This window comes from Burkholderia lata, assembly GCF_000012945.1.
GTDB lineage: Bacteria > Pseudomonadota > Gammaproteobacteria > Burkholderiales > Burkholderiaceae > Burkholderia > Burkholderia lata.
Map to the genome: position 1 here is coordinate 549196 of NC_007509.1, position 23475 is coordinate 572670.

The 23475-nt window shown below is 67.4% G+C and carries 23 protein-coding genes; 14 read left to right on the forward strand and 9 right to left on the reverse strand.

The features are described from left to right. Nucleotides 1–57 precede the first annotated feature (57 nt). Genes BCEP18194_RS02310 through argE form a run of 3 tightly spaced genes read left to right on the forward strand, consistent with a single transcriptional unit; the run spans nucleotide 58 to nucleotide 2337 of the window. A complete protein-coding gene (locus tag BCEP18194_RS02310) occupies nucleotides 58–495 on the forward strand; it encodes a RidA family protein (RefSeq protein ID WP_011349682.1) in 438 nt (145 codons plus the stop codon). 8 nt (nucleotides 496–503) lie between these two features. After that, on the forward strand, nucleotides 504–1181 hold the full coding sequence (locus tag BCEP18194_RS02315) for a DUF1028 domain-containing protein (protein ID WP_011349683.1): 678 nt from the start codon (nucleotides 504–506) through the stop codon (nucleotides 1179–1181). Next, nucleotides 1174–2337, forward strand: a complete 1164-nt coding sequence (gene argE, locus BCEP18194_RS02320; protein WP_011349684.1) for an acetylornithine deacetylase — start codon at nucleotides 1174–1176, stop codon at nucleotides 2335–2337. The genes BCEP18194_RS02315 and argE overlap by 8 nt, the downstream gene beginning before the upstream one ends. A gap of 71 nt (nucleotides 2338–2408) precedes the next feature. Here the strand turns inward: argE and BCEP18194_RS02325 are convergent, their stop codons facing one another. Further along, nucleotides 2409–3332: a LysR substrate-binding domain-containing protein gene (locus tag BCEP18194_RS02325; protein ID WP_041492437.1), complete on the reverse strand. Its 924-nt coding sequence runs from the start codon at nucleotides 3330–3332 to the stop codon at nucleotides 2409–2411. Between the two features lie 395 nt (nucleotides 3333–3727). Between BCEP18194_RS02325 and BCEP18194_RS02330 the strand changes: the two genes are divergently transcribed. Further along, nucleotides 3728–5149, forward strand: a complete 1422-nt coding sequence (locus BCEP18194_RS02330; RefSeq protein WP_011349686.1) for a purine-cytosine permease family protein — start codon at nucleotides 3728–3730, stop codon at nucleotides 5147–5149. 214 nt (nucleotides 5150–5363) lie between these two features. On the opposite strand, the gene BCEP18194_RS02335 is transcribed toward BCEP18194_RS02330, so the two are convergent. The 5 genes from BCEP18194_RS02335 to BCEP18194_RS02355 all read right to left on the reverse strand — a co-directional run bounded on the left by BCEP18194_RS02335 (nucleotide 5364) and on the right by BCEP18194_RS02355 (nucleotide 14004). Further along, nucleotides 5364–7643, reverse strand: coding sequence for an FdhF/YdeP family oxidoreductase (locus BCEP18194_RS02335; protein ID WP_011349687.1), 2280 nt, complete (start codon nucleotides 7641–7643; stop codon nucleotides 5364–5366). Between the two features lie 125 nt (nucleotides 7644–7768). Then, a complete protein-coding gene (locus tag BCEP18194_RS02340) occupies nucleotides 7769–10618 on the reverse strand; it encodes an ATP-dependent Clp protease ATP-binding subunit (protein ID WP_011349688.1) in 2850 nt (949 codons plus the stop codon). A 621-nt stretch (nucleotides 10619–11239) separates the two neighbouring features. Next, the gene (locus BCEP18194_RS02345) at nucleotides 11240–11509 is read right to left on the reverse strand and encodes a hypothetical protein (RefSeq protein WP_011349689.1); all 270 of its coding nucleotides are present in this window, start codon (nucleotides 11507–11509) and stop codon (nucleotides 11240–11242) included. A gap of 104 nt (nucleotides 11510–11613) precedes the next feature. Beyond that, nucleotides 11614–12429, reverse strand: coding sequence for a family 1 encapsulin nanocompartment shell protein (locus BCEP18194_RS02350; protein ID WP_011349690.1), 816 nt, complete (start codon nucleotides 12427–12429; stop codon nucleotides 11614–11616). A gap of 513 nt (nucleotides 12430–12942) precedes the next feature. Further along, on the reverse strand, nucleotides 12943–14004 hold the full coding sequence (locus tag BCEP18194_RS02355) for a Dyp-type peroxidase (RefSeq protein ID WP_011349691.1): 1062 nt from the start codon (nucleotides 14002–14004) through the stop codon (nucleotides 12943–12945). Between the two features lie 367 nt (nucleotides 14005–14371). Between BCEP18194_RS02355 and BCEP18194_RS02360 the strand changes: the two genes are divergently transcribed. The 6 genes from BCEP18194_RS02360 (at nucleotide 14372) to BCEP18194_RS02385 (ending at nucleotide 18085) form a co-directional block, all read left to right on the forward strand. Then, nucleotides 14372–14758, forward strand: a complete 387-nt coding sequence (locus BCEP18194_RS02360; RefSeq protein WP_011349692.1) for a LysR family transcriptional regulator — start codon at nucleotides 14372–14374, stop codon at nucleotides 14756–14758. Next, on the forward strand, nucleotides 14755–15204 hold the full coding sequence (locus BCEP18194_RS02365; RefSeq protein WP_011349693.1) for a phosphate-starvation-inducible protein PsiE: 450 nt from the start codon (nucleotides 14755–14757) through the stop codon (nucleotides 15202–15204). Before BCEP18194_RS02360 ends, BCEP18194_RS02365 begins: the two co-directional genes overlap by 4 nt. A gap of 54 nt (nucleotides 15205–15258) precedes the next feature. Next, nucleotides 15259–15456 (forward strand): hypothetical protein, encoded by a 198-nt coding sequence (locus BCEP18194_RS02370; protein ID WP_041492438.1) that lies wholly within the window; start codon nucleotides 15259–15261, stop codon nucleotides 15454–15456. Nucleotides 15457–15524: 68 nt separating this feature from the next. Then, a complete protein-coding gene (locus BCEP18194_RS02375) occupies nucleotides 15525–15980 on the forward strand; it encodes a DUF1269 domain-containing protein (protein ID WP_011349694.1) in 456 nt (151 codons plus the stop codon). Between the two features lie 34 nt (nucleotides 15981–16014). Continuing rightward, a complete protein-coding gene (locus BCEP18194_RS02380; RefSeq protein WP_011349695.1) occupies nucleotides 16015–16269 on the forward strand; it encodes a hypothetical protein in 255 nt (84 codons plus the stop codon). A gap of 391 nt (nucleotides 16270–16660) precedes the next feature. Beyond that, nucleotides 16661–18085, forward strand: a complete 1425-nt coding sequence (locus BCEP18194_RS02385; protein ID WP_011349696.1) for a PLP-dependent aminotransferase family protein — start codon at nucleotides 16661–16663, stop codon at nucleotides 18083–18085. Between the two features lie 34 nt (nucleotides 18086–18119). Here BCEP18194_RS02385 and BCEP18194_RS02390 read toward each other — a convergent pair whose 3' ends face one another. Further along, nucleotides 18120–19280, reverse strand: coding sequence for an NAD-dependent formate dehydrogenase (locus BCEP18194_RS02390; protein ID WP_011349697.1), 1161 nt, complete (start codon nucleotides 19278–19280; stop codon nucleotides 18120–18122). A 239-nt stretch (nucleotides 19281–19519) separates the two neighbouring features. Here BCEP18194_RS02390 and BCEP18194_RS02395 point away from each other — a divergent pair, with 239 nt between their 5' ends. Continuing rightward, complete coding sequence (locus tag BCEP18194_RS02395; RefSeq protein ID WP_041492439.1) at nucleotides 19520–21052, forward strand: FAD-dependent oxidoreductase; 1533 nt, start codon at nucleotides 19520–19522, stop codon at nucleotides 21050–21052. A 37-nt stretch (nucleotides 21053–21089) separates the two neighbouring features. Beyond that, the gene (locus tag BCEP18194_RS02400; protein ID WP_011349699.1) at nucleotides 21090–21467 is read left to right on the forward strand and encodes a DUF5594 family protein; all 378 of its coding nucleotides are present in this window, start codon (nucleotides 21090–21092) and stop codon (nucleotides 21465–21467) included. 38 nt (nucleotides 21468–21505) lie between these two features. On the opposite strand, the gene BCEP18194_RS02405 is transcribed toward BCEP18194_RS02400, so the two are convergent. Next, nucleotides 21506–21724 (reverse strand): DUF6566 family protein, encoded by a 219-nt coding sequence (locus BCEP18194_RS02405; protein WP_011349700.1) that lies wholly within the window; start codon nucleotides 21722–21724, stop codon nucleotides 21506–21508. Nucleotides 21725–21870: 146 nt separating this feature from the next. On the opposite strand from BCEP18194_RS02405, the gene BCEP18194_RS02410 reads away from it, so the two are divergent. Further along, nucleotides 21871–22509 (forward strand): MarC family protein, encoded by a 639-nt coding sequence (locus BCEP18194_RS02410; RefSeq protein WP_011349701.1) that lies wholly within the window; start codon nucleotides 21871–21873, stop codon nucleotides 22507–22509. Nucleotides 22510–22554: 45 nt separating this feature from the next. After that, on the forward strand, nucleotides 22555–23019 hold the full coding sequence (locus BCEP18194_RS02415; RefSeq protein WP_011349702.1) for a DUF1269 domain-containing protein: 465 nt from the start codon (nucleotides 22555–22557) through the stop codon (nucleotides 23017–23019). Here BCEP18194_RS02415 and BCEP18194_RS40980 read toward each other — a convergent pair. After that, a complete protein-coding gene (locus tag BCEP18194_RS40980; protein ID WP_157687099.1) occupies nucleotides 23001–23201 on the reverse strand; it encodes a hypothetical protein in 201 nt (66 codons plus the stop codon). The genes BCEP18194_RS02415 and BCEP18194_RS40980 overlap by 19 nt on opposite strands. Between the last annotated feature and the right edge of the window lie 274 nt (nucleotides 23202–23475).

Consider the following 23475-nt stretch of genomic DNA (forward strand, 5'->3'; position numbering starts at 1 on the left):
CCGCACCGCGTTCGCATCCGGTGTGGCGGCGTGACCCCTGACGACTGAAGGATTCCGATGAGCCAACCCACCCATACCCGTATCCGCATGTTCAACACGAAGGATACCTACCCGAACCAGACGCTCGACAACGACCTGTGCCAGGCCGTGCGGGCCGGCAACACCGTCTACGTGCGCGGCCAGGTCGGCACCGATTTCGACGGCAAGCTGATCGGCCTCGGCGATCCGCGCGCACAGGCCGAGCAGGCGATGAAGAACGTCAAGCAGTTGCTCGAAGAAGCCGGCAGCGACCTCACGCACATCGTGAAGACGACGACCTACCTGATCGACCCGCGCTATCGCGAGCCCGTGTACCAGGAAGTCGGCAAGTGGTTGAAGGGCGTGTATCCGATCTCGACGGGGCTCGTCGTGTCCGCGCTCGGCCAGCCGCAGTGGCTGATGGAAATCGACGTGATCGCGGTGATCCCGGACAACTGGCAGCCGAACCGCGCATAGGAGGCGACATGACTTTCTCCATCGTCGGGCGCTGCCCGGAGACGGGCCAGCTCGGCATCGCGATCAGCTCGTCGAGCATCGCGGTGGGCGCGCGCTGCCCGTGGGTGCGCGCGGGCGTCGGCGCCGTCGCGACGCAGAACATCACGCTGCCGGCGCTTGGGCCCCAGATCCTCGACCTGATCGAGCACGAGCAGCTTGCGCCCGCCGCGGCGCTCGACCGTGCGCTCAGCGCGAACGGCTGGAGCCAGTACCGGCAGGTCACGGTGATCGACGGGCAGGGGCAGACGGCGTGCTTCACCGGCAAGGAAGCGCTCGGCACGCATCACGCGGTGCAGGGCGAGCAGTGCGTGGCGGCCGGCAACCTGCTGGCTGCGCCGGCCGTGATCGACGCGATGGTGCGCGCGTTCGAACAGGCGCCGGGACTGCTCGCCGATCGCTTGCTGGCCGCGATGCACGCGGCGATGGCGGCCGGCGGCGAGGCGGGGCCGGTGCATTCCGCCGCGCTCAAGGTGGCCGGCGACCTGACCTGGCCGATCGTCGACCTGCGCGTCGACTGGGCCGATGCCGATCCGATCGGGCAGCTCGAGGCGCTGTGGCAGGCGTATCGGCCGCAGATGCAGGACTACCAGACGCGCGCGCTGAACCCCACCGCCGCGCCGAGCTACGGAGTGCCGGGCGATGAATGACACGTCGAGCCGCGCACTGCTCGAACGGCTGATCGGCTTCGCGACGGTCAGCCGCGATTCGAACCTCGAGATGATCGGTTTCATCCGCGACTATCTCGCGGGCTTCGGCATCGAGAGCGAACTGTTCTACAACGCGGAGCGCACGAAGGCGAGCCTGTACGCGACGATCGGGCCGCGCGATCGCGGCGGCATCGCGCTGTCGGGCCATACCGACGTGGTGCCGGTCGACGGGCAGGCGTGGACGGTCGAGCCGTTCCGGCTGACCGAGCGCGACGGACGCCTGTACGGCCGCGGCACGGCCGACATGAAGGGTTTCATCGCGTCGGTGCTCGCGGCCGTGCCGGCATTCGTCGCCCGGCCGCTGAGCGTGCCCGTGCATCTCGCGTTTTCGTACGACGAGGAAGTCGGCTGCCTCGGCGTGCGGCCGATGCTCGACGCACTGGCCGCGCGCGAGCACCGGCCGCGCCTGTGCCTGATCGGCGAGCCGACCGAACTGAAGCCGGTGCTCGGCCACAAGGGCAAGCTCGCGATGCGCTGCCACGTGAAGGGCGCCGCGTGTCACTCGGCGTACGCGCCGTCGGGCGTCAACGCGATCGACTATGCGGCGAAGCTGATCGGCCGGCTCGGCGAGATCGGCGCGGCGCTCGCGCGGCCCGAACGGCACGACGCACGATTCGATCCGCCGTTCTCGACCGTTCAGACGGGGCTGATCAAGGGCGGTCGCGCGTTGAACATCGTGCCGGCCGAATGCGAGTTCGATTTCGAGGTGCGGGCGCTGCCGGATTTCGATGCGCACGACGTGCCGCGGAAGCTGCAGGACTATGCGGAATCCGAACTGTTGCCGAGAATGCGCGCGGTGCAGCCCGATACCGACATTCAACTGCAGCCGCTGGGCGCGTATCCGGGCCTGGCGACCGCGCCGGACAGCGAGGCCGCACGCCTGCTCGCGATGCTGAGCGGCTCCGATGCATTCGGCACGGTGGCGTTCGGCACCGAGGGCGGGCTGTTCGGGCAGGCCGGCATTCCGACCGTGGTGTGCGGGCCCGGCAGCATGGACCAGGGGCACAAGCCCGACGAGTTCGTCACGCTCGACCAGCTTCACGGCTGCGACGCGATGCTGAGGCGGCTGGCCGCCCATCTCGCTGCGGCCGCCTGACGCGGCGCGCCGTACTGACACGCACGCACCGCTTTCCGCGGCGCGTGCGTTTTCCTGTTTCTTCCGGTTCCTTATCGCGCCGTTTCCACGACGATCTGCGCGAGCCGCTCGCGGCAGAAATCGACGAACGACTGCGCCTGCTTCGTGAGTTGCCCGCGCTTCAGCCGCGCGCTCACGAGCCCCGACGGGCTCACCGTTTCGCTGAGGGCGATCGTCACGACCCGCTGGCCGTCGTACGTGTATTCGGAATGCGGACGCGTGACGAGCAGCGAGAAGCCGAACCCCTGGCCGACCATCCCGCGCACCATCTCGATCGAAGGCGAGCCGAACACGATGTTCGGCGTGAGCCCGAGTTCATGAAAGAGGCTGACGAAATAGGTGCGGCTCGGCTGCACGTCGAGCAGGATCATCGGCTCGACGCACAGGTCGCGCAGCGATACGTGCGTCTGCCCCGCGAACCGGTGGTTCTCCGGCAGCAGCACGTACGGCTGCTGCGGCGGCATCAGCGGCTCGGTCTCGATCGTGCCGTCGAGATCGTGGTCGTACATGAGCGCGAGATCGAACGTGCCGGACGTCAGGCCCTGCACGAGTTCCTGCTGGTCGCCGTCGCGCAGCCGGATGTTCACGCCCGGGTAGCGCTCGCGAAAGCCCGCGATCAGTTGCGGCAGATAGAGCGGTGCGACCGTCTCGAAGCAGCCGATGTCGATCTGCCCGGTGATCACGTCGTTGTCGGCCAGCGCGTTCTGTTCGAATTCGTGCGAGATGCGCAGCAGCTCCTGCGCTTTCCGGTAGAAGCGCGTGCCGCTCGGCGTGAGCGACACGCCCTGCGCGTGATGGCGGATGAACAGCTTCACACCGAAGCTTTCCTCCAGACCCTTGATCGCGCTGGAGATCGACGGCTGCGCGATGAACAGCTGGCGCGAGGCCTCGGCGACGCTGCCGGATTCCACCGTCGTCACGAAGTATTTCAGTTGCCGCAAAGTGTAGTGAGCCACAAGCACCTCTGATGCACGGCCCCGGCGTGCCGCCGCGGGCGCAATCTGTCCATGGTTGTGCGTAGCACCTTACCTGAAAGCCCCCCGGTGCCGGCATTTCCGCTGCAGAGCTTTTTCGTATGTCCCGGAAATATTTTTAGTATTTTCCGGACGCGATGGTCGTGGCGCACCATCGTCTCCAACCTGGAACACGACGTTCGCGAAGCGGTTGTGCACGCGGCAGCGGGACATGGCATCCGTCCCCGCATGCGCGTCGTCCGCTTCGTTCGACACCGCCGCGCGTGCACGCGGTGCGTCGTCGCTCGCGTATCCGGACCCGATTGCAGGCGCGACCCCCAACGCGCGCCGGCTGACACGGCAAGCGCGCATCGGCGCGCAGGACAGGAGACATCACCATGACGAACGTGGACCGCAACGCGTCCCCGATGATAGAGAAGCACACGATCGGCTACGTGCCGCCCGCGGAGCGCCACGGCAAGGTGCGCGACCTGTTCACGCTCTGGTTCGGCGGCAACATCGCGCCGCTGCCGATCGTGACCGGCGCGCTAGGCGTGCAACTGTTCCACCTGAACCTGATGTGGGGCATCGTCGCGATCGTGGTCGGCCAGGCGGTCGGCGGCGTGCTGATGGCGCTGCATTCGGCGCAGGGGCCGCAGATGGGTATCCCGCAGATGATCCAGAGCCGCGCGCAGTTCGGCTCGTGGGGCGCGCTGCTGGTGACCGTGATTGCGGCCGTGATGTACGTCGGCTTCTTCGCATCGAACATCGTGCTGGCCGGCAAGTCGGTGCACGGCATCGCGTCGTCGGTGCCGGTGCCCGTCGGCATCGTGATCGGCGCGGTGGGCTCGGGGCTGATCGGCATCGTCGGCTACCGGTTCATCCACATCCTGAACCGGATCGGCACCTGGGTGCTCGGCATCGGCATCCTGGTCGGCTTCTGGATGATCCTCTCGCACGTGACGACCGACGATTTCCTGACGCGCGGCGGCTTCAACTTCGCCGGATGGCTCGCGACGGTGTCGCTGTCGGCGTTGTGGCAGATCGCGTTCGCGCCGTACGTGTCGGACTATTCGCGCTATCTGCCGGAAAACGTCGGCGTGGCGTCGACGTTCTGGGCGACCTATCTCGGCTGCACGATCGGCTCGACGCTCGCGTTCATCTTCGGCGCGGTCGCGGTGCTCGCGGTGCCGGCCGGCGCGGACGCGATGGATGCGGTCAAGCAGGCGACGGGCCCGCTCGGCCCGCTGATGCTCGTGCTGTTCCTGCTGAGCGTGATCAGCCACAACGCGCTGAACCTGTACGGCGCGGTGCTCGCGGTGATCACGTCGGTGCAGACGTTCGCGTACAAGTGGATTCCGACCGCGAAGGCGCGCGCGGTGGTGTCGGTCGTGATCTTCGTCGCGTGCTGCTACGCGGCGATCGGTGCGTCGACGAACTTCGTCGGCAACCTCGTCGATCTCGTGCTCGCGCTGCTCGTCGTGCTGGTGCCGTGGACGGCGATCAACCTGATCGACTTCTACGTGATCCACAAGGGCAAGTACGACATCAAGTCGATCTTCATGGCCGATGGCGGGATCTACGGCCGCTTCAACCCGCAGGCGCTGCTCGCGTATGCGATCGGCATCCTGGTGCAGATTCCGTTCATGAACACGCCGATGTATGCAGGCCCGATTCCCGCGCATCTCGGCGGTGCGGACCTGTCGTGGCTCGTGGGGCTCGCGCTGACGTCGCCGCTGTACTACTGGCTCGCGTCGCGTGACAGCGCATATCGGCGCCGGCAGACGGGCGCGACGATGCCGCCGACGGCGGCGCGTTGAACGGCGCGTGATTCGGGGCGCAGGAGGGGGCCAGGGTGCCGTTTCCCGTGCTGCGTAGTAGAGGAGGCGCTGAACGCGGATTGCCGGCGTTCAGCGCCTTCGTCGTGCCGCAGTCGCGGCGAAGTAGCCGGGCGAACCGTGCGCGGCACGGCGTCGCCGGCTGGCGGCGGGCCCGCGGGGTGCGCTGAACGGCGCCCGCGAGCCTGCCGTTGCGTCAGACTACCGCCGAGCGCGCGACGCGCACCGGCACCGACTTGTACGACGGCGTGCCGCTTTCCTTGTCGATGTAGTCGAGCGGCACGAGCACGTTCGCTTCGGGGTAGTACGCGCCGACCGATCCCGGCGCGATGTCGTACTCGATCGCGGTGATCTTCTCGAGACGCAGCGCGCGGCCCGATGCGGTGACCGTCTCGATGTCGACGAGGTCACCGTGTTCGAGCCCGTACTTCGCGAGATCGGCAGGGTTCATGAACAGCACGTCGCGCCGGCCGAACACGCCGCGATAGCGATCGTCGAGCCCGTAGATCGTCGTGTTGTACTGGTCGTGGCTGCGCAGCGTGATCAGCCGCAGCACCTGCTCGGCGCCGAGCACGTCGGCATCTTCCTTCACGCCCTTGTAGACCGAGAACATCGCCTTGCCGGTCGGCGTCGGCCATACGCGCTCGGTGGGCGGCAGCGGCAGGCGGAAGCCGCCCGGCGTGCGGATGCGGTCGTTGAATGCCTCGAAGCCCGACACCGTGCGGTCGATCAGGTCGCGGATGCGGTCGTAGTCGGCGATCAGGTCGAGCCAGGCGACCTTGCTCGCCGGCAGCGTCGCATGCGCGATCCCCGCGACGATCGCCGGCTCCGAGCGCAGCTGGTCCGACGCCGGCTTGAGCTTGCCGGCCGATGCGTGAACCATCGACATCGAATCCTCGACGGTGATCGACTGCCGGCCGGTGGCCTGCATGTCGAGCTCGGTGCGGCCGAGCACCGGCAGGACGAAGGTTTCCTTCGCGACCAGCAGGTGCGAGCGGTTCAGCTTGGTGCCGAGATGCACGCTCAGGTCGAGCTTCGCCATCGCCGGGAACGACTGTTCCGGATCGGGCAGCGCGACCGCGAAGTTGCCGCCGAGGCACAGCAGCGCCTTCGCGGTGCCGTCGATCATCGCCTGCATCGCCTGCACGGCGTCGTGCCCGTGATGCGCGGGCGGCGTGAAGCCGCACACGTCCTCGATCTTCTTCAGGAACTCGGCCGACGGCTTCTCGGTGATGCCGACCGTGCGGTTGCCCTGCACGTTCGAGTGGCCGCGCAGCGGGCACACGCCGGCGCCGGGCTTGCCGATGTTGCCGCGCATCAGCAGCAGGTCGGCGATCAGGCGCACGGTTGCGGTGCCCTTGTTGTGCTGCGTGACGCCCATCCCGTACGTGATGATGGTCGCGTTCGACTTCGCGTACGCGAGCGCGACCTGTTCGAGCTGCGCCTGGCTGAGGCCGCTTGCACGCTCGATGTCGTCCCACGACGTGGCTTCGAGGTCGGCCGAGAACGCGTCGAAGCCGTTGGTATGCTGCGCGATGAAGTCGCGGTCGAGCACGTCGCCGCGCTCGGCTTCGAGCTGCAGCAGCGCCTTCATGATGCCCTTCAGCGCGGCCGCGTCGCCGCCGGCGTCGACCTGGTAGTACGTCGATGCGATCCGGGTCGAGCCGAACGACGCCATCTCGATCATGTCCTGGGGATCGGCGAAGCGTTCGAGCGCGCGCTCGCGCAGCGGGTTGAACACGATGATCGGCACGTTGCGCCGCGAGCACTCGTGCAGCGTGCCCATCATCCGCGGGTGGTTCGTGCCAGGGTTGTGGCCGATCGAGATGATCAGCTCGCAGTGGTCGAAATCCTCCAGCGACACCGTGCCCTTGCCGATGCCGATCGACTGCGGCAGGCCGACGCTGGTCGGCTCGTGGCACATGTTCGAGCAGTCGGGGAAGTTGTTGGTGCCGAACTCGCGCGCGAACAGCTGGTACAGGTACGCGGCTTCGTTCGACGCGCGCCCCGACGTATAGAACTCGACCTGCTCGGGCGACAGCGCGCGCAGCACTTCGCCGATGCGCGCGAACGCGTCGTCCCATTCGATCGCGCGGAACGTGTCGGTCGCGCGGTCGTAGACGAGCGGATGCGTGAGCCGGCCCATGTTCTCCAGCTCGTAGTCCGACATGCGCAGCAGCGACGACACGGTGTTCGCCGCGAAGAACTCGGGCGTCACGCGCTTGGTCGTCGCTTCCCACGTGACGGCCTTCGCGCCGTTCTCGCAGAACTGGAACGTCGACTTGTGTTCCTTGTCGGGCCATGCACAGCCGGGGCAGTCGAAGCCGTCGGGCTGGTTGGTCCGCATCAGCACGATCGGCGCCTCGATGGTTTCCATTTGCGTGCGCACCGCGTCGGCTGTCGCGCGAAGCGCGCCCCAACCACCGGCGGGCCCGTCGTACTTCCTGATGCCTGGCACTTCGCGTCGATTTGTCATGTGAATCTCCATCTGCCGATCCCGTTGCGGGTGGCTCGGTTTGCGCCGTGTCGCGGCGTGGGGCGGCTCCGTCCGCTGGACGGAGCCGGTCATGCATGCCCCGGGCGTGCGAGGCATGCTGTTTTTCAGTGCGCGTCCTTCTTCGTGCCGGACGACTTCTTGCCGGACGCTTTCGCGGCAGGCGCGGGCGGCGGTGCATCGGCGGGCGTGTCGCCCGTCTTCGCGTCGTTGCCTGCCTTGGCCGCCTTGCCGTTCGGTTTCGCCTTGCCGTCGGCATCCTTCTTCGCGTCCTTGGTCTCCTTCGCTTCAGGGGCGGCGAACGTGTTGAACTTCACTTCGTCGCTGGCCTTGTCGTAGTCGACTTCGCACCGGTCGCCCGACTTCAGCCGGTCGGCGAGGATTTCTTTCGCGAGCCGCGTCTCGATGGTCTGGCGGATCTGGCGCTTCAGCTCGCGCGCGCCGAACTCCGGCTGGTAGCCGGCTTCGGTCAGGTGCTCGACGAGCGAGTCGCCCATCACGAGCGTGATGTCCTGCGCGGCGGCCGTGCGCACCACGCGGTCGAGCTGGATCTGCACGATCGAGCGGATGTTCTCCTTCGACAGCGCATGGAAGACGATCACCTCGTCGATCCGGTTCAGGAACTCGGGGCGGAAATGGCCCTTCAGCACCTGCATCAGTTCCTCGCGGATCGCCTTGTCGGTCTTGCGCGCGGCTTCCGGTTGCGTGAGGTTGTCCATGATGATCGCGGCGCCGAGGTTGCTCGTCGCGATGATGATCGTGTTGCTGAAGTCGACCACGCGGCCCTTGCCGTCGGTCAGGCGGCCGTCGTCGAACACCTGCAGCAGCACGTTGTAGACGTCCGGGTGCGCCTTCTCGATCTCGTCGAGCAGGATCACGCTGTACGGGCGGCGCCGCACGCGCTCGGTGAGCTGGCCGCCCTCGTCGTAACCGACGTACCCGGGCGGCGCGCCGATCAGCCGCGCGACCGCGTGCCGCTCCATGTACTCGGACATGTCGATGCGGATGATCGCCTGCTCGTCGCCGAACACGGTCTCGGCCAGCGCCTTCGCGAGCTCGGTCTTGCCGACGCCCGTCGGCCCGAGGAACAGGAACGTCGCGATCGGCCGGTGCGTCTGGCCGAGCCCCGCGCGCGACAGCCGCACGGCATCGCTGACCGCCACCACGGCATCGCTCTGGCCGACCACGCGCTCGCGCAGCTGCTCTTCCATCTTCAGCAGCTTCTGGCGTTCTTCCTGCGTGAGCTCGGACACGGGGATGCCGGTCAGCCGCGACACGACCTCGGCCACCGATTCGACGGTCACTTCGAGCGTTTCGGAGCCCGTCTTGCGCTGCCACGCCTCCATCATCTCGTCGACGGATTTCTGCTTCGCGTTGATCTGCTCCTCGAACTGCTTCGCTTCGTCGAAGCGCTTGCGCGACGTCGCGTAGTCCTGCTCGCGCTTCAGTTGCGCGATCTGCGCTTCGCCTTCCTGGATGTCGACCGGGCGCGACGTCGCGCCGATCCGCACACGCGCGGCAGCCTGGTCGATCAGGTCGATCGCCTTGTCGGGGAGGAAGCGCGACGTGATGTAGCGATCGGCGAATTCCGCGGCCGCGACGAATGCGTCGTCGGCGAACGTCACCTGGTGGTGCGCCTCGAGGCTGTCGCGCAGCCCGCGCAGGATCACGATCGTCTGCTCGACGCTCGGCTCCGGCACGAACACCGGCTGGAAGCGCCGTTCCAGCGCGGCGTCCTTCTCGATGTACTTCTGGTATTCGTTGAGCGTCGTCGCGCCGATCAGGCTCAGCTCGCCGCGCGCAAGCGCGGGCTTCAGCACGTTCGCGATGTCGAGGCCGCCTTCGCCGCCGCCCTGGCCGGCACCGACGATCGTATGCAGCTCGTCGATGAACAGGATCAGTTCGTCCTGCTTCGCAGTGACTTCGTCGATCAGCTGCTTCGCGCGCTCCTCGAATTCGCCGCGATACTTCGCGCCGGCCACCATCGAGTTGATGTTGACTTCGACGAGCCGCTTGTCGCGCAGCACTTCGGGCACGTCGCCGTTGACGATCCGCTGCGCGAGCCCTTCGACGATCGCCGTCTTGCCGACGCCCGGCTCGCCGATCAGCACCGGGTTGTTCTTCTTGCGACGCGCGAGCACTTCGATCGTGCTCTCGATTTCCTGCGCGCGGCCGAGCACCGGGTCGAGTTTGCCCTGGCGCGCGATCGCGGTGAGGTCGCGGCCGAACTTGTCGAGGTTCGGCGTGCCGGTCGGCGCATCGACGCGGCCGTCCTCGGCGCCTTTGCCGACCACCTTCACGACTTTCTGGCGCAACGCCTCGGGCGTGACGCCGTATTTCTTCAGCAGCGTGCCGGCGACGCTGTCCGGCACCGAGGCGAGCCCGATCAGCAGGTGCTCGGGGCCGATGTACGAGTGACCGAGATCGCGCGACGCCTGGAACGCGTACTGCACGGCTTTCTTCACGCGTGGCGAGATCGACAGCTTGTCGAGCGGCGCATCGGCGTCGGCCGTGCCGGTGTGCGCATGCTCGTCGATGTACGACCGGATGTCCTGCGGCGACAGCTTCAGTTCCTTCAGCAGCGCGGCGCACACGTCGGTGTCCGCGAGCGCGTACAGCAGGTGTTCGGAATCGAGCTCGCTGCGGCGCAGTTCGTGCGCCTTTTCGGCCGCGCGCTGCAGCAGTTCCAGCGTCTGCTCGCTGAACGCATCGGTCGGGTCGACCGATTCGCGCGGGATCTCGGCGGCGAGCGGCGCGTCGTCGTCGAGCCCACCGAACAGCGACGACGAGCCGCCACCGCCGAGCAGCGAATCGAACGGGTTCAGCATGCTTTGATGCCGCATCAGCTGACGGAAGTGGTAATCGCAGATCGAGATCGTCTTGCGCTCGCCGTCCTGCATCACGGTTGCGCGCGCGACGGCCGGCCGGGCGTGGCAGATATCGCAAAGTGCGGGCATGGTGGTCTGGCTCCTGTCGGTGAAAGTGGGTCGAAGGGTGAAGTCCCGATGCGGTGCGGCGCTTGGCGCTTCCCGACCGCGAATGCACGACGCGCCGCACGGTGGCGCGCGGGCGGCACCGGTGCTGTCACGCAGCGCGCGCCGGCGTTGTGTACGGTCGCGGTCAGGTCGGCAAGCGTGCGTGCCGGGAGGAGCCCACGGCATCGCTTCGACTGCGTTCAAAATAGCGAATCGGCGGAGGCTATCCAAGGCACAGTTCCGCGCCGGCCCGGCCGTGAATTGCACCCTCGCATGCACGCGCGCACGGGTGGCAAGGAGTACAGACGGGCGGGCGCACGGCGGCACGGGCGTGCGCGGCGTGCGCAGCGGGTGATGACAGGAAGCGGGAGGGGGCGCAACGCGAACGGATCGCGGTGCGACATCGGCGCGCAGGGCGCCGTTTGTGGGCGGGTGAAAGGCGCCGCGAGTGGGGAGGCGCGACGGAAGTAACGCGGGGGGAGTGTGCCGCGACCGGCTAAGTGCAACCACACACGCACCGCAGACGATGCGTGTGTGGCGGCCGAGGGCGAGGGCGGGTTGCACGGTCCGGGCCGGACACGGCGCAACCGTGGCGTGCCGCGGTCAGTCCGGGAGTGTCATCGCAAGCCGTTGCCGGGCGATCTGCTTCACGTCCGTTGACAGTGCCGCATTCGGCAGGCCATTGGCCCAGACGGAGAACGAATCCTCGATCAGGTTGCGCGTGTCGGGCGGCAACTCCGCCAGGACCAGCGACAAGACGGTGAACAGCACGGCGGTGTCGCCGGCCTGGCTGCTCGCGTTCGCATCGACCGCCTGCTTCAGGTGATCGACCGACGCCTGCAGCGCCTGCAATGCCTCATTCGACTCGCTCATCACACACTCCATGCAAGATGGGTTTGATCGGCGACGAACATGCGGCCGGCGGTGCGGCCGCTCGCGCGCGACGCCCGGCGGGCATCGCGCGCAGGCAACCGCGGTCAGGCCGTCGTGTTGGCCTGCGGCGCCACGGCCACCGATGCTTCGCTCGTCAGCATCAGGAACGTGAACGTTTCGCGCAGGTACAGGCGGACGACCTTGTCGGTATGACTCGTGTAGCCGATCGATACGTCTTCCCCGAGGTGCAGCTCGTAATCGCCGCCGCGCGTGGACAACACGCAGCCGCCGCTGATCGCCGGCGCCCAGATGATCTCGCCGCTGACGATCCGCTTGATATGGCCGAGGACCGGATAGCCCTGGTCGCGCGCTTCGCTGAGCGCCGTGTACGCATCCGAGCCGAGCACGACCGAGTACGGGCCGTCGACGCCGGCCAGCCGCAGCGCCTCGAGCGCGTCGCTGATCGCGTCGGGATACGCGCTCACGTCTGCCGGCAGCGTGAGCTTGTTGTTCGACGTGCCTTCGCGGATGCCGACGATGCTGGCGGCCGCGTAGCCGTCGAAAATCGCGCCGTCTTCGGCGAACGCAAGCCGCTGCGCGGCGTCCTTCGCCGGTTGCCAGTCGGCGTCGCGCGCGCCGCGCTCGACGCTGTCGATCGCATCGCGGCTCAGCTCGAACGGCACCGTCAGCTCGACGATCGTGCGGACTTCGCGCAGCCGCGCATTGACTTGCTCGCGCGGGGCGGCGACTTCGACGAGGTGCCCGGTGCCGACGGCCGACAGCTCGGGGCCTTCGGGGCCGTCGACGTCGACGACGCGGCGGCCGGCCACCGATCGTTTGAACGTGCGTGCCACTTCCTCCTCGATTTGTTCCCAGGCGGAGGACGAGATCGGGGCGAGTTCGCGGTGCAGGTTATTCATGGGTTCTTGTTGCCTCACGTCTGCGAAAACACTTCATGGTGGGCCGATCGGCTGACGGACTGCGCCTGGTGCCAGGCATGCCGATCGCGGGCGAAAATGCATATTAGCAGGCTCTATTGACACCACTGCAGCACAAATCGAAACGACACCCTGCGGTGGCGCAACTGTTCTGCAATTCGCGTGGGGGGGCGGTGTGTGCGCGTGCGGAATGTCCTGACCGGATGGCGATACCCGGGTGCGTACCGGCGCTCGCGTCGCTCGGACCGCGCTCGATAGCGCACCGAACTCATGCCGCTCGAGGATCTATCGCGTGTCGTTCATTCTTGTGAACATTCATCCGGCAGGGTTTCGGGAAGCCGGAGTGGGGTGGCGTTCAGTCGTCGGGCCCGGGCCCGAATGAACCATAGACGCAGCCTATTGAGGCTTCACAACCCAGTGGAGGTCGTTGATGGCACGACGACTCGTCTCGCCCGGCGCGGGGTTGGCGCGCCGGACTGCCTTCAGCGATTTGCGTTACGACGGCACGCCTTTCAGCGAGCCGATTTTCAGCGAGCCGTCGCGATGCGGCGCGGACGAAGCGGGCGCCGGCTCCGCGGCCTCCGCGGCCGGCGCCGCACGATCGGCGAGCGCCTCGAGCAGGTCGGCGGACGGCACGAAGAACAGCGAGCCGGTGACCGCGCGGCTGTAGTCGAGCAGGCGGTCGTAGTTGCCGGGCGGGCGGCCGACGAACATGTTCTCGAGCATCTGCTCGATCGGCGCCGGCGAGCGCGCGTAGCCGATGAAGTAGGTGCCGAATTCACCCGCGCCCGGGCGTCCGAACGGCATGTTGTCGCGCAGGATCTTCACTTCCTGGCCGTCCTCGTCGAGCGTGGTCAGCGAGCTGTGCGAGCACGACGGCTTCACGTCCGGCGCGAGCTCGATGTCGGACAATTTGGTGCGGCCGATGATGCGCTCCTGCGTCTCGACCGCGAGCGCGTTCCAGCCGGCCATGTCGTGCAGGTACTTCTGCACGATCACGTAGCTGCCGCCCGTGAATTCCGCGTCTTCGTCGCCGATCACCGTGAAGTCGACCGCCTCGCGGCCTTCCGGGTTCTCGGTGCCGTCGACGAAGCCGATCATCGCGCGCTGGTCGAAATTGCGGAAGCCGTGCACCTCGTCGACGACCGTGACGGCATCGCCGAGCGCGCCGAGCAACTGCGTCGCGAGTTCGAAGCACAGGTCCATCGCGTCCGCGCGAATGTGCAGCAGGATGTCGCCCGGCGTCGCGACCGCGACACGTTGCCCCGCGCCGAATTCGCGGAACGGATGCAGCGCGGCGGGGCGCGGGTTGCCGAACAGCGCATCCCACGCGTCGGCGCCGAAGCCGCACACGCAGGTGAGGTTGCCGCCCGGCACGCGCTTGCCGACCGAGCGCACGAGCGCGGCGATGTCGCCGCACCATGACCGGATCGTGTCGGCATGATCGGCGCCGGGATTGATCGTCGCGACGAGGAAGATCGCGCTGCGCGTGATCGTGCTGTGAACGTTCTGGGAGAGCGGGGGAGGTGTCTGCATCGTGGGCTGCCGGTCAGTCATGTCGGGACGGAAGTGCCGTGGCGCGCGAAGGCGAACGGTTGAACTGTGTCATGCGACTGTTCTCTTTGTGTCATGCGGATGAAGGACATTGCGCGGACATCGCGCAACGGGCCGCAGCGGTGGCGGCCGGCCGCACGGTGCGTACCTGCCCGCACCGCGTAACGTCGTCGAGCAAGCAATCTAGCAGCTTCGGCCGGTCTTTGGAACACGTATCGCCAAACTGTCATGCGAATGCGTCAAACAGGGCCGGATTTTGGGCGGCGCCCGCGCAGCTGTACTCCTGGCGCATGCCGCGCTGTGCTCTTGAGCGTGCGTGCCGCGTGCAGTAGATTAGGTCCCGCTGCGCCCGCCGACGAGGAGCGTCATCATGAACCTGCTGGAAGCGATGCGTGTGTATGTCGCGGTGGTCGAGCACGGCGGCCTGTCCGCTGCGGCGTCCGAGCTGCGGCTCGACGAAACGCAGGTGAGCGAACGGATCGACGGCCTCGAGCGGTATCTCGGCTGCCGCCTGCTGCTGTGCCGCGACCGCGACGACGTTGCGTGCACCGATGCGGGTGACGCGTTCCACGTGTGCTGCCGCCGGACGCTGTCCGCGGTCGAGCGGGCGACCGGCGCGGCCGGCCCGCATGGGCCGGATCTGCCCGATCTGCCGGATCTGCCCGCTGCGCACGCTACCGTGCATGCCGCCGCGCGCGACGCGACTTTCCCGCCGCCCGGCGCCGTTCAAGCTTCATCACCGCGACTGTCACCTTGAATACGACCACGCTTTCCTGCTCGCCGGCCGAGCGCATTCGCCGCCGCTTCGGCCATTTCCTGCACGCAGCCGAACTGGCCGGGCTGATCGTGATCGGGCTCGCGACCGCGTTCGCGATGGCTCAGGAAGCGTGGAAGGTCGTGCTCGCGGGTGAAGTGTCGCTGACCGACCTGCTGCTGATGTTCTTGTACCTGGAAGTGCTCGCGATGGACGTGCGCTACCTGCGGCTCGGCCGGTTGCCCGTGCGGTTTCCGCTGTTCATTGCGATGACGTCGCTCGCACGCGACCTGATACTGCGCGGTGCAACCGACAGCCCCGAGCGGATGCTGATGACGACCTTCGGGATCGTGCTGCTCGCGGTGGGCGTGCTGATCCTGAGTTTCGGCCAGCACCGCTTCCCGGCCGACGTCGCCGATGTCGAGGACGATGCGCATGCGCGCAGGTAAAGCGCGGGCGGCAAGCCGCATGCATGATCGATGTCCCTGCAAGGAGGGTGCCGGATGAGTACGCATTCCGTTGAAACGAAACAGGCGATCGAGCTGCAGCATGCTGCGTCGGACGCCTACCGGCTGGCGCGCGACACGCGCGATGCCGATCCGGCGCTCGCGCGCGCGCCGTCCGTCGCCAGGCTGCAGCGGGAGGCTGCGCACGCGTACGCCGATGCGGCACGTGCACGCGCGGCGGCCACCGGCATCTGAATCGAACCCCGGCATGCCGCATGCGGTGCGGCGGCCGCCACTGACCATCCAACCGAGCGAGGTATCGAATGACCAAGCAACTGATCGTCGCCGTGTTTGACAGCGTCGATACGGCCCGCCAGGCCGCGAACGATTTCGAGGCGCTGTCGGAGAAGGACGAAGGATTCCACGTCGAGAACGGGGTCGTCGTCGAGAAGGACGCGACCGGCAAGCTGGCGGTACTCCACGCCGAATCGCGGCCGTTCAAGGGCGGCGTGATCGGCGCGATCGCGGGCGGTTTGCTCGGCCTGCTCGCCGGGCCGCTCGGCGTGGTCACCGGCATGGCGGCCGGCGCGGGGGCCGGCATTCTTGCGGAAGCGGCCGGCAATGCGCTGCTCGACGGCACGTTCGTCGAGACGATTGCGGCACGGCTCGTGCCCGGCAGCGTCGCGGTCATCCTGGAAGCGAAGGAGGACACGCCGTTCTCGGTCGACAACGTCGTGACGGGATTCGGCGGCAAGGTGTTCCGCCAGACGCTCGATTGAGCGTGTCGTTGTCGAACCGCAACAGGAGAACCACATGCGCATCGATCAATCGTACCGTCGCTTCGACATCGCGGCGACGCTGTCGCCGCTGCCCGGCAACGGCAACCGCGCGATCGCGGTCGTCGACGTGACGACCGACGATCCCGCCCGCATCGTCGATCTCGGCACCGGGCAATTCCTGCAGATCCGCAAGTGGGTCGAATCGAACGACATCGCGTTGCTGACGGTGGTGTTCGACGAGTGCAAGGTCGCGATCGATCACTACGCGGACAACGTCGACGACGCTTGAGTACACGCGGGGCCCGCGCATGACCGGGCTTCGCGTGACTGTCGCCCGACGACCATCGGCCAACCGCGACGACGCATGCCGGCACCGCGCCCGGCGAATGGTTGCCGCGCGACACGCGCGGCGCGGCGCCGTCGCGTTCGAATCTGTTCACCACGCCGGCCCGATTTCACGTTTCCTCGCCAAACTGTCACTTACATTCGTCGAAATGACGCAGTAGGATGCCGAACCTTGTCTAGATGAGATTCGCATTGCTATCCGCCTTCAATTTCGATAACGGACGAGGTTCGCACCGGGACACCCGCGCCCGGCCACGGCTATCCGGCTTCGTGCACCGGCGCGGCCCTGCCGCCCGCGCATCGCACGCCGGTTCACCGCTGGCGGGGCGAGGCGGATGAAGCTCTACGAGAAATTTGCAAACGACATAGAGAGACTCATCCGGCAGGGCGTATATCGACACGGCGATCGTGTCCCTTCGGTGCGGCAGGCGAGCCAGCAGCACCGGATCAGCATCACGACCGTGCTGCACGCCTATCTGTTGCTGGAAAGCCGCGGGCTGCTCGAAAGCCGGCCGCAGTCGGGCTATTTCGTGAACCTGCGACGCGACGACAGCCATGCGCCGGTGCGCGAGCTGCGGCCGTCGAAGCCGATCGCGATCTCGTCGTCGGTCGACGTGAGCCGGCTGGTGCTGTCGACGCTGCGCTCGATCGGTACCGACGACGCGGTGCCGCTCGGCTCGCCGTATCCGGACCCGAGCCTGTACCCGTTCGAGAAGCTGAACCGCTACGCGTATGCGGCCGGTCGCGACAAGTCGCTGTGGGGCGTGACGGACGGGCTGCCGCCCGGCCATCCGCGGCTGATCCGGCAGATTGCACGCCGATATCTGGAAAACGGGATGTCGGTGGACCCGAACGAGATCATCGTGACGGTCGGCGCGACGGAGGCGATCAACCTGTGCCTGCAGGCGGTCGCGAAGCCGGGCGACACGATCGCGGTGGAATCGCCGACGTTCTACGCAATGCTGCACGCGATCGAACGGATGGGAATGAAGGCGATCGAGGTGGCGACGCATCCGGAATACGGGATCGATATCGCGGCATTGGCTGCAATTGCGAAGTCGCAACCGATCGCCGCGTGCATGGTGATGCCGAACTTCCAGAACCCGCTCGGCTTCCAGATGCCCGACGAGCGCAAGCGCGAGCTGGTCGAGTTCGCCGCGAAAGCCGATCTGCCGATCATCGAGAATGGCGTGTACAACGAACTGTACTTCGGCAACATGCATCCGAGCACGCTGAAGTCGTTCGACCGCCATGACATCGTGCTGCATTGCTCGTCGTTCTCGAAGAGCCTGACGGCCGCGTACCGGATCGGCTGGGCGCTGCCGGGCCGCTATCGCGAGCAGGTCGAGAAGCTGAAATTCCTGAACACGCTCGCGACGCCGTCGTTGCCGCAGCTCGCGATCGCGGAGTTTCTCGAGCGCGACGGCTACGAGCATCACCTGCGGCGGATTCGCAAGGCCTATGCGCAGCAGGCGAACCTGATGCGGACGATGGTGTCGCGATTCTTCCCGGAAGGCACGCGCATCTCGAGCCCGGCGGGCGGGTACGTGCTGTGGATCGAGCTGCCCGCGCAGGTCGACGCGATGCGGCTGTACCAGCTCGCGCTGGAGCAGGGGATCACGATCGGGCCCGGCTACATGTTCTCGATCACGGACAGCTACCGGAACTTCATCCGGCTGAACTACAGCAGCCCGTGGTCGCCGGAGATCGAGCAGGCGGTGATCACGGTCGGCAAGCTCGCCGCCTACTGCGTCGACTGAACGGTCCGCCGCGAGTCGCGTGTCGCGCGCGGCGTCACGTCAGCCGGTACGACTGCGCGCCCGTTCCCGCGAGCGTGCCGCCGTCGACGATCAGGTATTCGTTGCGGATCGGCTTGCCGTCGAACCAGCATTGCAGGATCTCCAGCGTGCCGGCCGCATAGCGTGCCTGCGCGGACAGCGACGTGCCGGAGATGTGCGGGGTCATCCCGTTGAACGGCATCGTGCGCCACGGATGATCGGCCGGCGCCGGCTGAGGAAACCACACGTCGCCGCCGTAGCCCGCGAGATGCCCGGACGTGAGCGCATTCACGACCGCGTCGCGGTCGACCAGCTTTGCGCGCGCGGTGTTGATCAGGTAGGCGCCGCGCTTCATGCGCGCGATCATCGCCGCGTCGAACAGGTGCTCGGTCGACGGGTACAGCGGAATCTGCAGGTTGACGATGTCGACGGCGCTCGCGAGCGACGCGGCATCGGCGTGATACGTGAGCCCGAGTTCCTGCTCGATCGATGCATCGAGCCGGTGGCGCTGCGTGTAGTGCAGCTGCAGGCCGAACGGCTTCAGCCGGCGCAGCACGGCGAGCCCGATGCGCCCCGCGCCGACCGTGCCGAAATGCATGCCCTCGACGTCGTAGCTGCGCGACACGCAATCGGCGATGTTCCAGCCGCCTTGCTGCGCGATCGCATGCGACGGCAAGTAGTTGCGCACCAGCGCGAGCGTCGTCATCACCACGTGCTCGGCCACGCTGATGCTGTTCGAACCGGTGACTTCGGCGACGGTAATGCGGGCCCGGGCGGCGGCATCGAGATCGACGTGATCGGAGCCGATGCCGGCCGTCAGCGCGAGCTTCAGCTTCGGCGCGCGGGCGATGCGCTCGGCCGTCAGGTACGCGGGCCAGAATGGCTGCGAGATCACCACGTCGGCTTCGGGCAGCCGGCGCTCGAACTCGGAGTCGGGGCTGTCCTTGTCGCTCGTGACGATCAGCGTGTGGCCGTGCGCCTCCATGTAGCCGCGCAAGCCGAGCGCGCCGGACACGCAGCCGACGAGTTCGCCGGGCTGGAAGCCGGGCGGGCCGGCCGGCGTCGGCGCGGTCTGGCCGTCCGCGTAGTGCGTGATGACCGGAATCGCATCGCGTACGTAGCGCGGCGGGTAGCCGTCCACGGGATCGGGGTAGAGCACGCACAGGACGGTGGCCATCGGGTAGCACTCCTGGTGACGGGGGGAAGGCACGCGGCATGCGGATTGCGCAGGACGCGCGACGGGCATGGCAGGCAGCGGGTGTGTTGCGCCGCAACGTTGGTGACGTTCTACGCCCGTCATGGATCGCACGCAAGCTACAGTGCGTGTTTGCGTGCGCTGCGGGGGCGTCTGTACCTGTTCTTTTCATGAGGGACGCCGATAATGGGATCGTTACCTCACTCTGCGGGAGCGACGTCATGTCCGGAAGCGATTCCTCGTCTTCACGTCCCGATCTCGCGCAAGGCATCGCGCTCGACGATCTCGCCGACGGTGCAATGATCGAGGGCCATGTCGGCGATGCAGCGGTGCTGCTGGTACGCCGCGCCGACGAACTGTTTGCCGTGGGCGCGCAGTGCCCGCACTACGGCGCACCACTGGCCGACGGGCTGCTGGAAGGCGACACGATCCGTTGCCCGTGGCATCACGCGGCGTTTTGCCTGCGCACTGGCGAGCTGCTGCGTGCGCCGGCGCTCGACGGGCTGCCGTGCTGGCGCGTCGAACGCCGCGACGGCCGCGCCGTCGTGCTCGATGCGCGGCCGGCCGCCGTGCCGCCTGCGCTGAATGCGGCCGGACTACCCGTGTCGGTGGTGATCGTCGGCGGCGGCGCCGCGGCAATTGCGGCCGCGGTGACGCTACGGCAGGAAGGCTATCCGCATCCCGTCACGCTGCTCACTGCCGATGCCGATCCGCCGTACGACCGGCCGAACCTGTCGAAAGACTATCTCGCCGGCACGGCCGACGCCGACTGGCTGCCGCTGCGCGCGCCGTCGTTCTATGCGGACCATCACATCGACGTACGGTGCGGCACGCGTGTCGCGCGGATCGATCCCGCCCGGCAGGCGGTCGAACTGGCCGACGGCAGCCGCGTCGGATACGGCGCGCTGCTGCTTGCAACGGGCGCCGAGCCGAACCGGCTCACCGTGCCCGGCGCGGATTTGCCGCACGTATGCGTGCTGCGCTCGCGCGCCGATTGCGACGCGCTGATCGCCAAGCTGAAAACGGCGCGTCGCTGCGTCGTGGTGGGCGCGAGCTTCATCGGCCTCGAAGCGGCCGCCGCGTTGCGCACGCGCGGGCTCGACGTGCAGGTCGTCGCGCCCGATGCGCATCCGATGGCGCGCGTGCTCGGCGACGCGCTCGGCAGCACGATCCAGGCACTGCACGAGTCGCACGGCGTGGTGTTCCATCTTGGCGCGACGCCCGCGCAGATCACGCCGGACAGCGTGACGCTGTCGACCGGCGACGTGCTGCCGGCCGATCTCGTGGTGGTCGGCATCGGCGTGCATCCGAACGTGGCGCTCGCGCAGGACGCGGGGCTGGCCGTCGAGCGCGGCGTGACCGTCGACCGCTTCCTTCAGACGAGTGCGCCCGGCATCTACGCGGCCGGCGATATTGCGCGCTGGCCCGATCCGTTGACGGGCGAGCGGATTCGCGTCGAGCACTGGGTCGTCGCCGAGCGGCAGGGCATCGTCGCGGCGCGCAACATGCTCGGGCAGCAGCGGCCGTTCGACGCGGTGCCGTTCTTCTGGAGCCAGCATTACGACCTGACGGTCAACTATGTCGGGCATGCGGAGCAATTCGATCGTGTCGAGATCGACGGCGATCTCGGTGCACACGATTGCACGATCGCGTACTGGCGCGGCAACACGCGGCTCGCGGTCGCAACGATCGGCCGCGATCTCGACAGCCTGAAGGCGGAAGCGGCATTCGAGCAGCAGATTGCAGCCGCGTGACAGCGGCGTGACGACATGATTCGAACCTGGAGGCGAGATGAATCCCGATGTCCGTGCACGTTTCGAAACCGAGTTTGCGCCGCGCATTGCGGCGCGTGTGCTCGGCCTGTATCAGCCCGGCGAAGTGAGGGTGGACGTCGTGCCGCACGACGGGCAGGGCAGCCCGACCTGCGTCGACGTGATCGGCCTCACGTCGACGGTCGGATTGCCGAACCGGCTGAACGCGCGGCTCGCGTGGCGTGACGATGCGATCGATGGGCTGCTGGCCGAGCCCGACCGCAGCCGCTTCGACCGCTATCTCGCGGCGCTGCCGGTCACGATCGAACGCTGGCAGATGGAATTGCCGGTCGATTTCAGCACGCGCACCCAGCGCGATCGCGAGATCCTGATCGGCGACCTGGATTTCGATGCGTGAAACGCGTCGCGCGAGGCGCGCCGATGAACCGCGCGCCGTTAGCGGTCGCGTGTCTTGATGATCACGCGGCCCTGGTCGATGCCGCCGCGCAGTGCTTCGTCGCACGTGAGCCATTCGGGTGTGACGAGCTCGGGCGCCGGCAGGTCGACCGGCGCGCCGTCGCGGAAGATCCGCACCTGCGCGACCCATGCGCCGTTCGCGTTGCGCGTCGCATCGACGCGAATCTCGTGATCCATGAAGGTGTCGGTGGCTTGCATCGGTCGGGGCCCTCCGTCGTGCGTGAATGCGGTGCGTCGATCGTAGCAGCATGGCGCGCGCCGTGCATCGGAAACGAAGCGGAACCTGCGCATGATTCGAAGTGCGATTCAACGCACGATTCGACGCGCAAAACGGGAGCGAACCTGTGGCCTTCGACCTGACCTTTTCCATCAAGGTGTTCGCGGCGCTGTTCGCGATCATGAACCCGATCGCGAACATTCCCGTGTTCCTGTCGCTGACGGAAGGCGCGGCGGACGGCGCGCGCCGCAAGGTTGCGCTGACGGCCGCGATCGGCGTGACGGTCGGCTGCATCGTGTCGGCCGTCGCGGGCGGTGCGATCCTGCACGTGTTCGGCCTGACGATCGACGATTTTCGCCTTGCGGGCGGGCTGCTGGTGCTGCTGATCGCGCTGTCGATGCTGCACGGCGCACCGAGCCGCCAGCATTCGCCGGGCGACGACGAAGGCGCCGATCCGGCCGCGGCCGAGAGCGTCGCGATCTATCCGCTGACGATCCCGCTGCTCGTCGGCCCCGGCACGATCGCGACGATGATCGTGCTCGGGCACAGCGCGCTGTCGACCGGGCAGGAACTCGCGTTCGCGCTCGGGCTCGCCGCGTTTCTCGTGCTGCTGGCCGTTTCGTTGTTGTCGGCGCCGCTGATCGGCCATTACCTGTCGCCGCGCGTGACGGCGGTGACGCAGCGCCTGATGGGGATGATTCTCGCGGCGATCGCGATGCAGATGATCGTCGCGAGCCTGAAGGCCGCGTTCGGGGTGCCGCATTGAGCGCGGCACGTCCTGAACCGGCCGCCTGATTACACGGAGTGGCTGATGAATACGCTGATTGTGTTGTCCTATCCCGACCTCGCGGCCGCCCATCGCGCGCTTGCCGAACTCGATACGTTGCGCGACCGGCACGTCGTCGCGCTGTCGGGTGTGGCGATCGTCGAGTGCGCACCCGATGGACAGTTGCGCGCGCATGCGGTCGACCCTGGCCGCACGCCGCCCGGATCGCTGCTCGACAGCGTGGTCGAGCACATCGAATCGTCGCTCGATGCATGGCGCGAGAAGCCGGTGGACGACGCGCTGATCGACCGCGTCGCACGCAAGGCGCGCCCCGGCACCGTGTCGCTCGGGCTGGCCGCGACGCAACTCGACATCTATGCGCTGAGCACGGCGCTCGCACCGTTCGGCGGAGCAGTGATCGACACGACGCTGTCGATCGACGACGAACTGAAGCTCGTCGAAGCGATTTCCAAAGCGCGCGACGGTGGCAGTCAGGCAGCGTCCGACTGACTGACGAAGCGCGCGGGGCGTTCGACGCACGACACATGAATCGGCAGGGTCTGAATCGAACGCAAGCCGTCGAGCCACCGCGTATCGTCGTCAACGAATTTCGACATGCGAAAAATCAGGCCGGCAAGTTTGACCGCATCCGTCTGAGAAGTGCGTAAAAAACGTGATCTGGACGACTTCACGCCGCATGATCCGCGCGAAGCGATGACGTTCTTACCGATCGCAACGCATTGAATCTGGCAATGCAGGTCACCTGCGCGGATAGATTTATTCGATGATCGGCGAATGCACGACATCGCTCTTCTATACTGACTGGGACTGCTTTTCACGGGAGGACAGCCAGTCCGCACGAACGCATCGATCGTGCCTCATCGTCGTGCGACCGACGGCCGGACCTCGCTGCAACCCGCCGCGGTCCCGGCAGGCAAGCGCGCCGGGCCGCCTCACAAGGAGCCA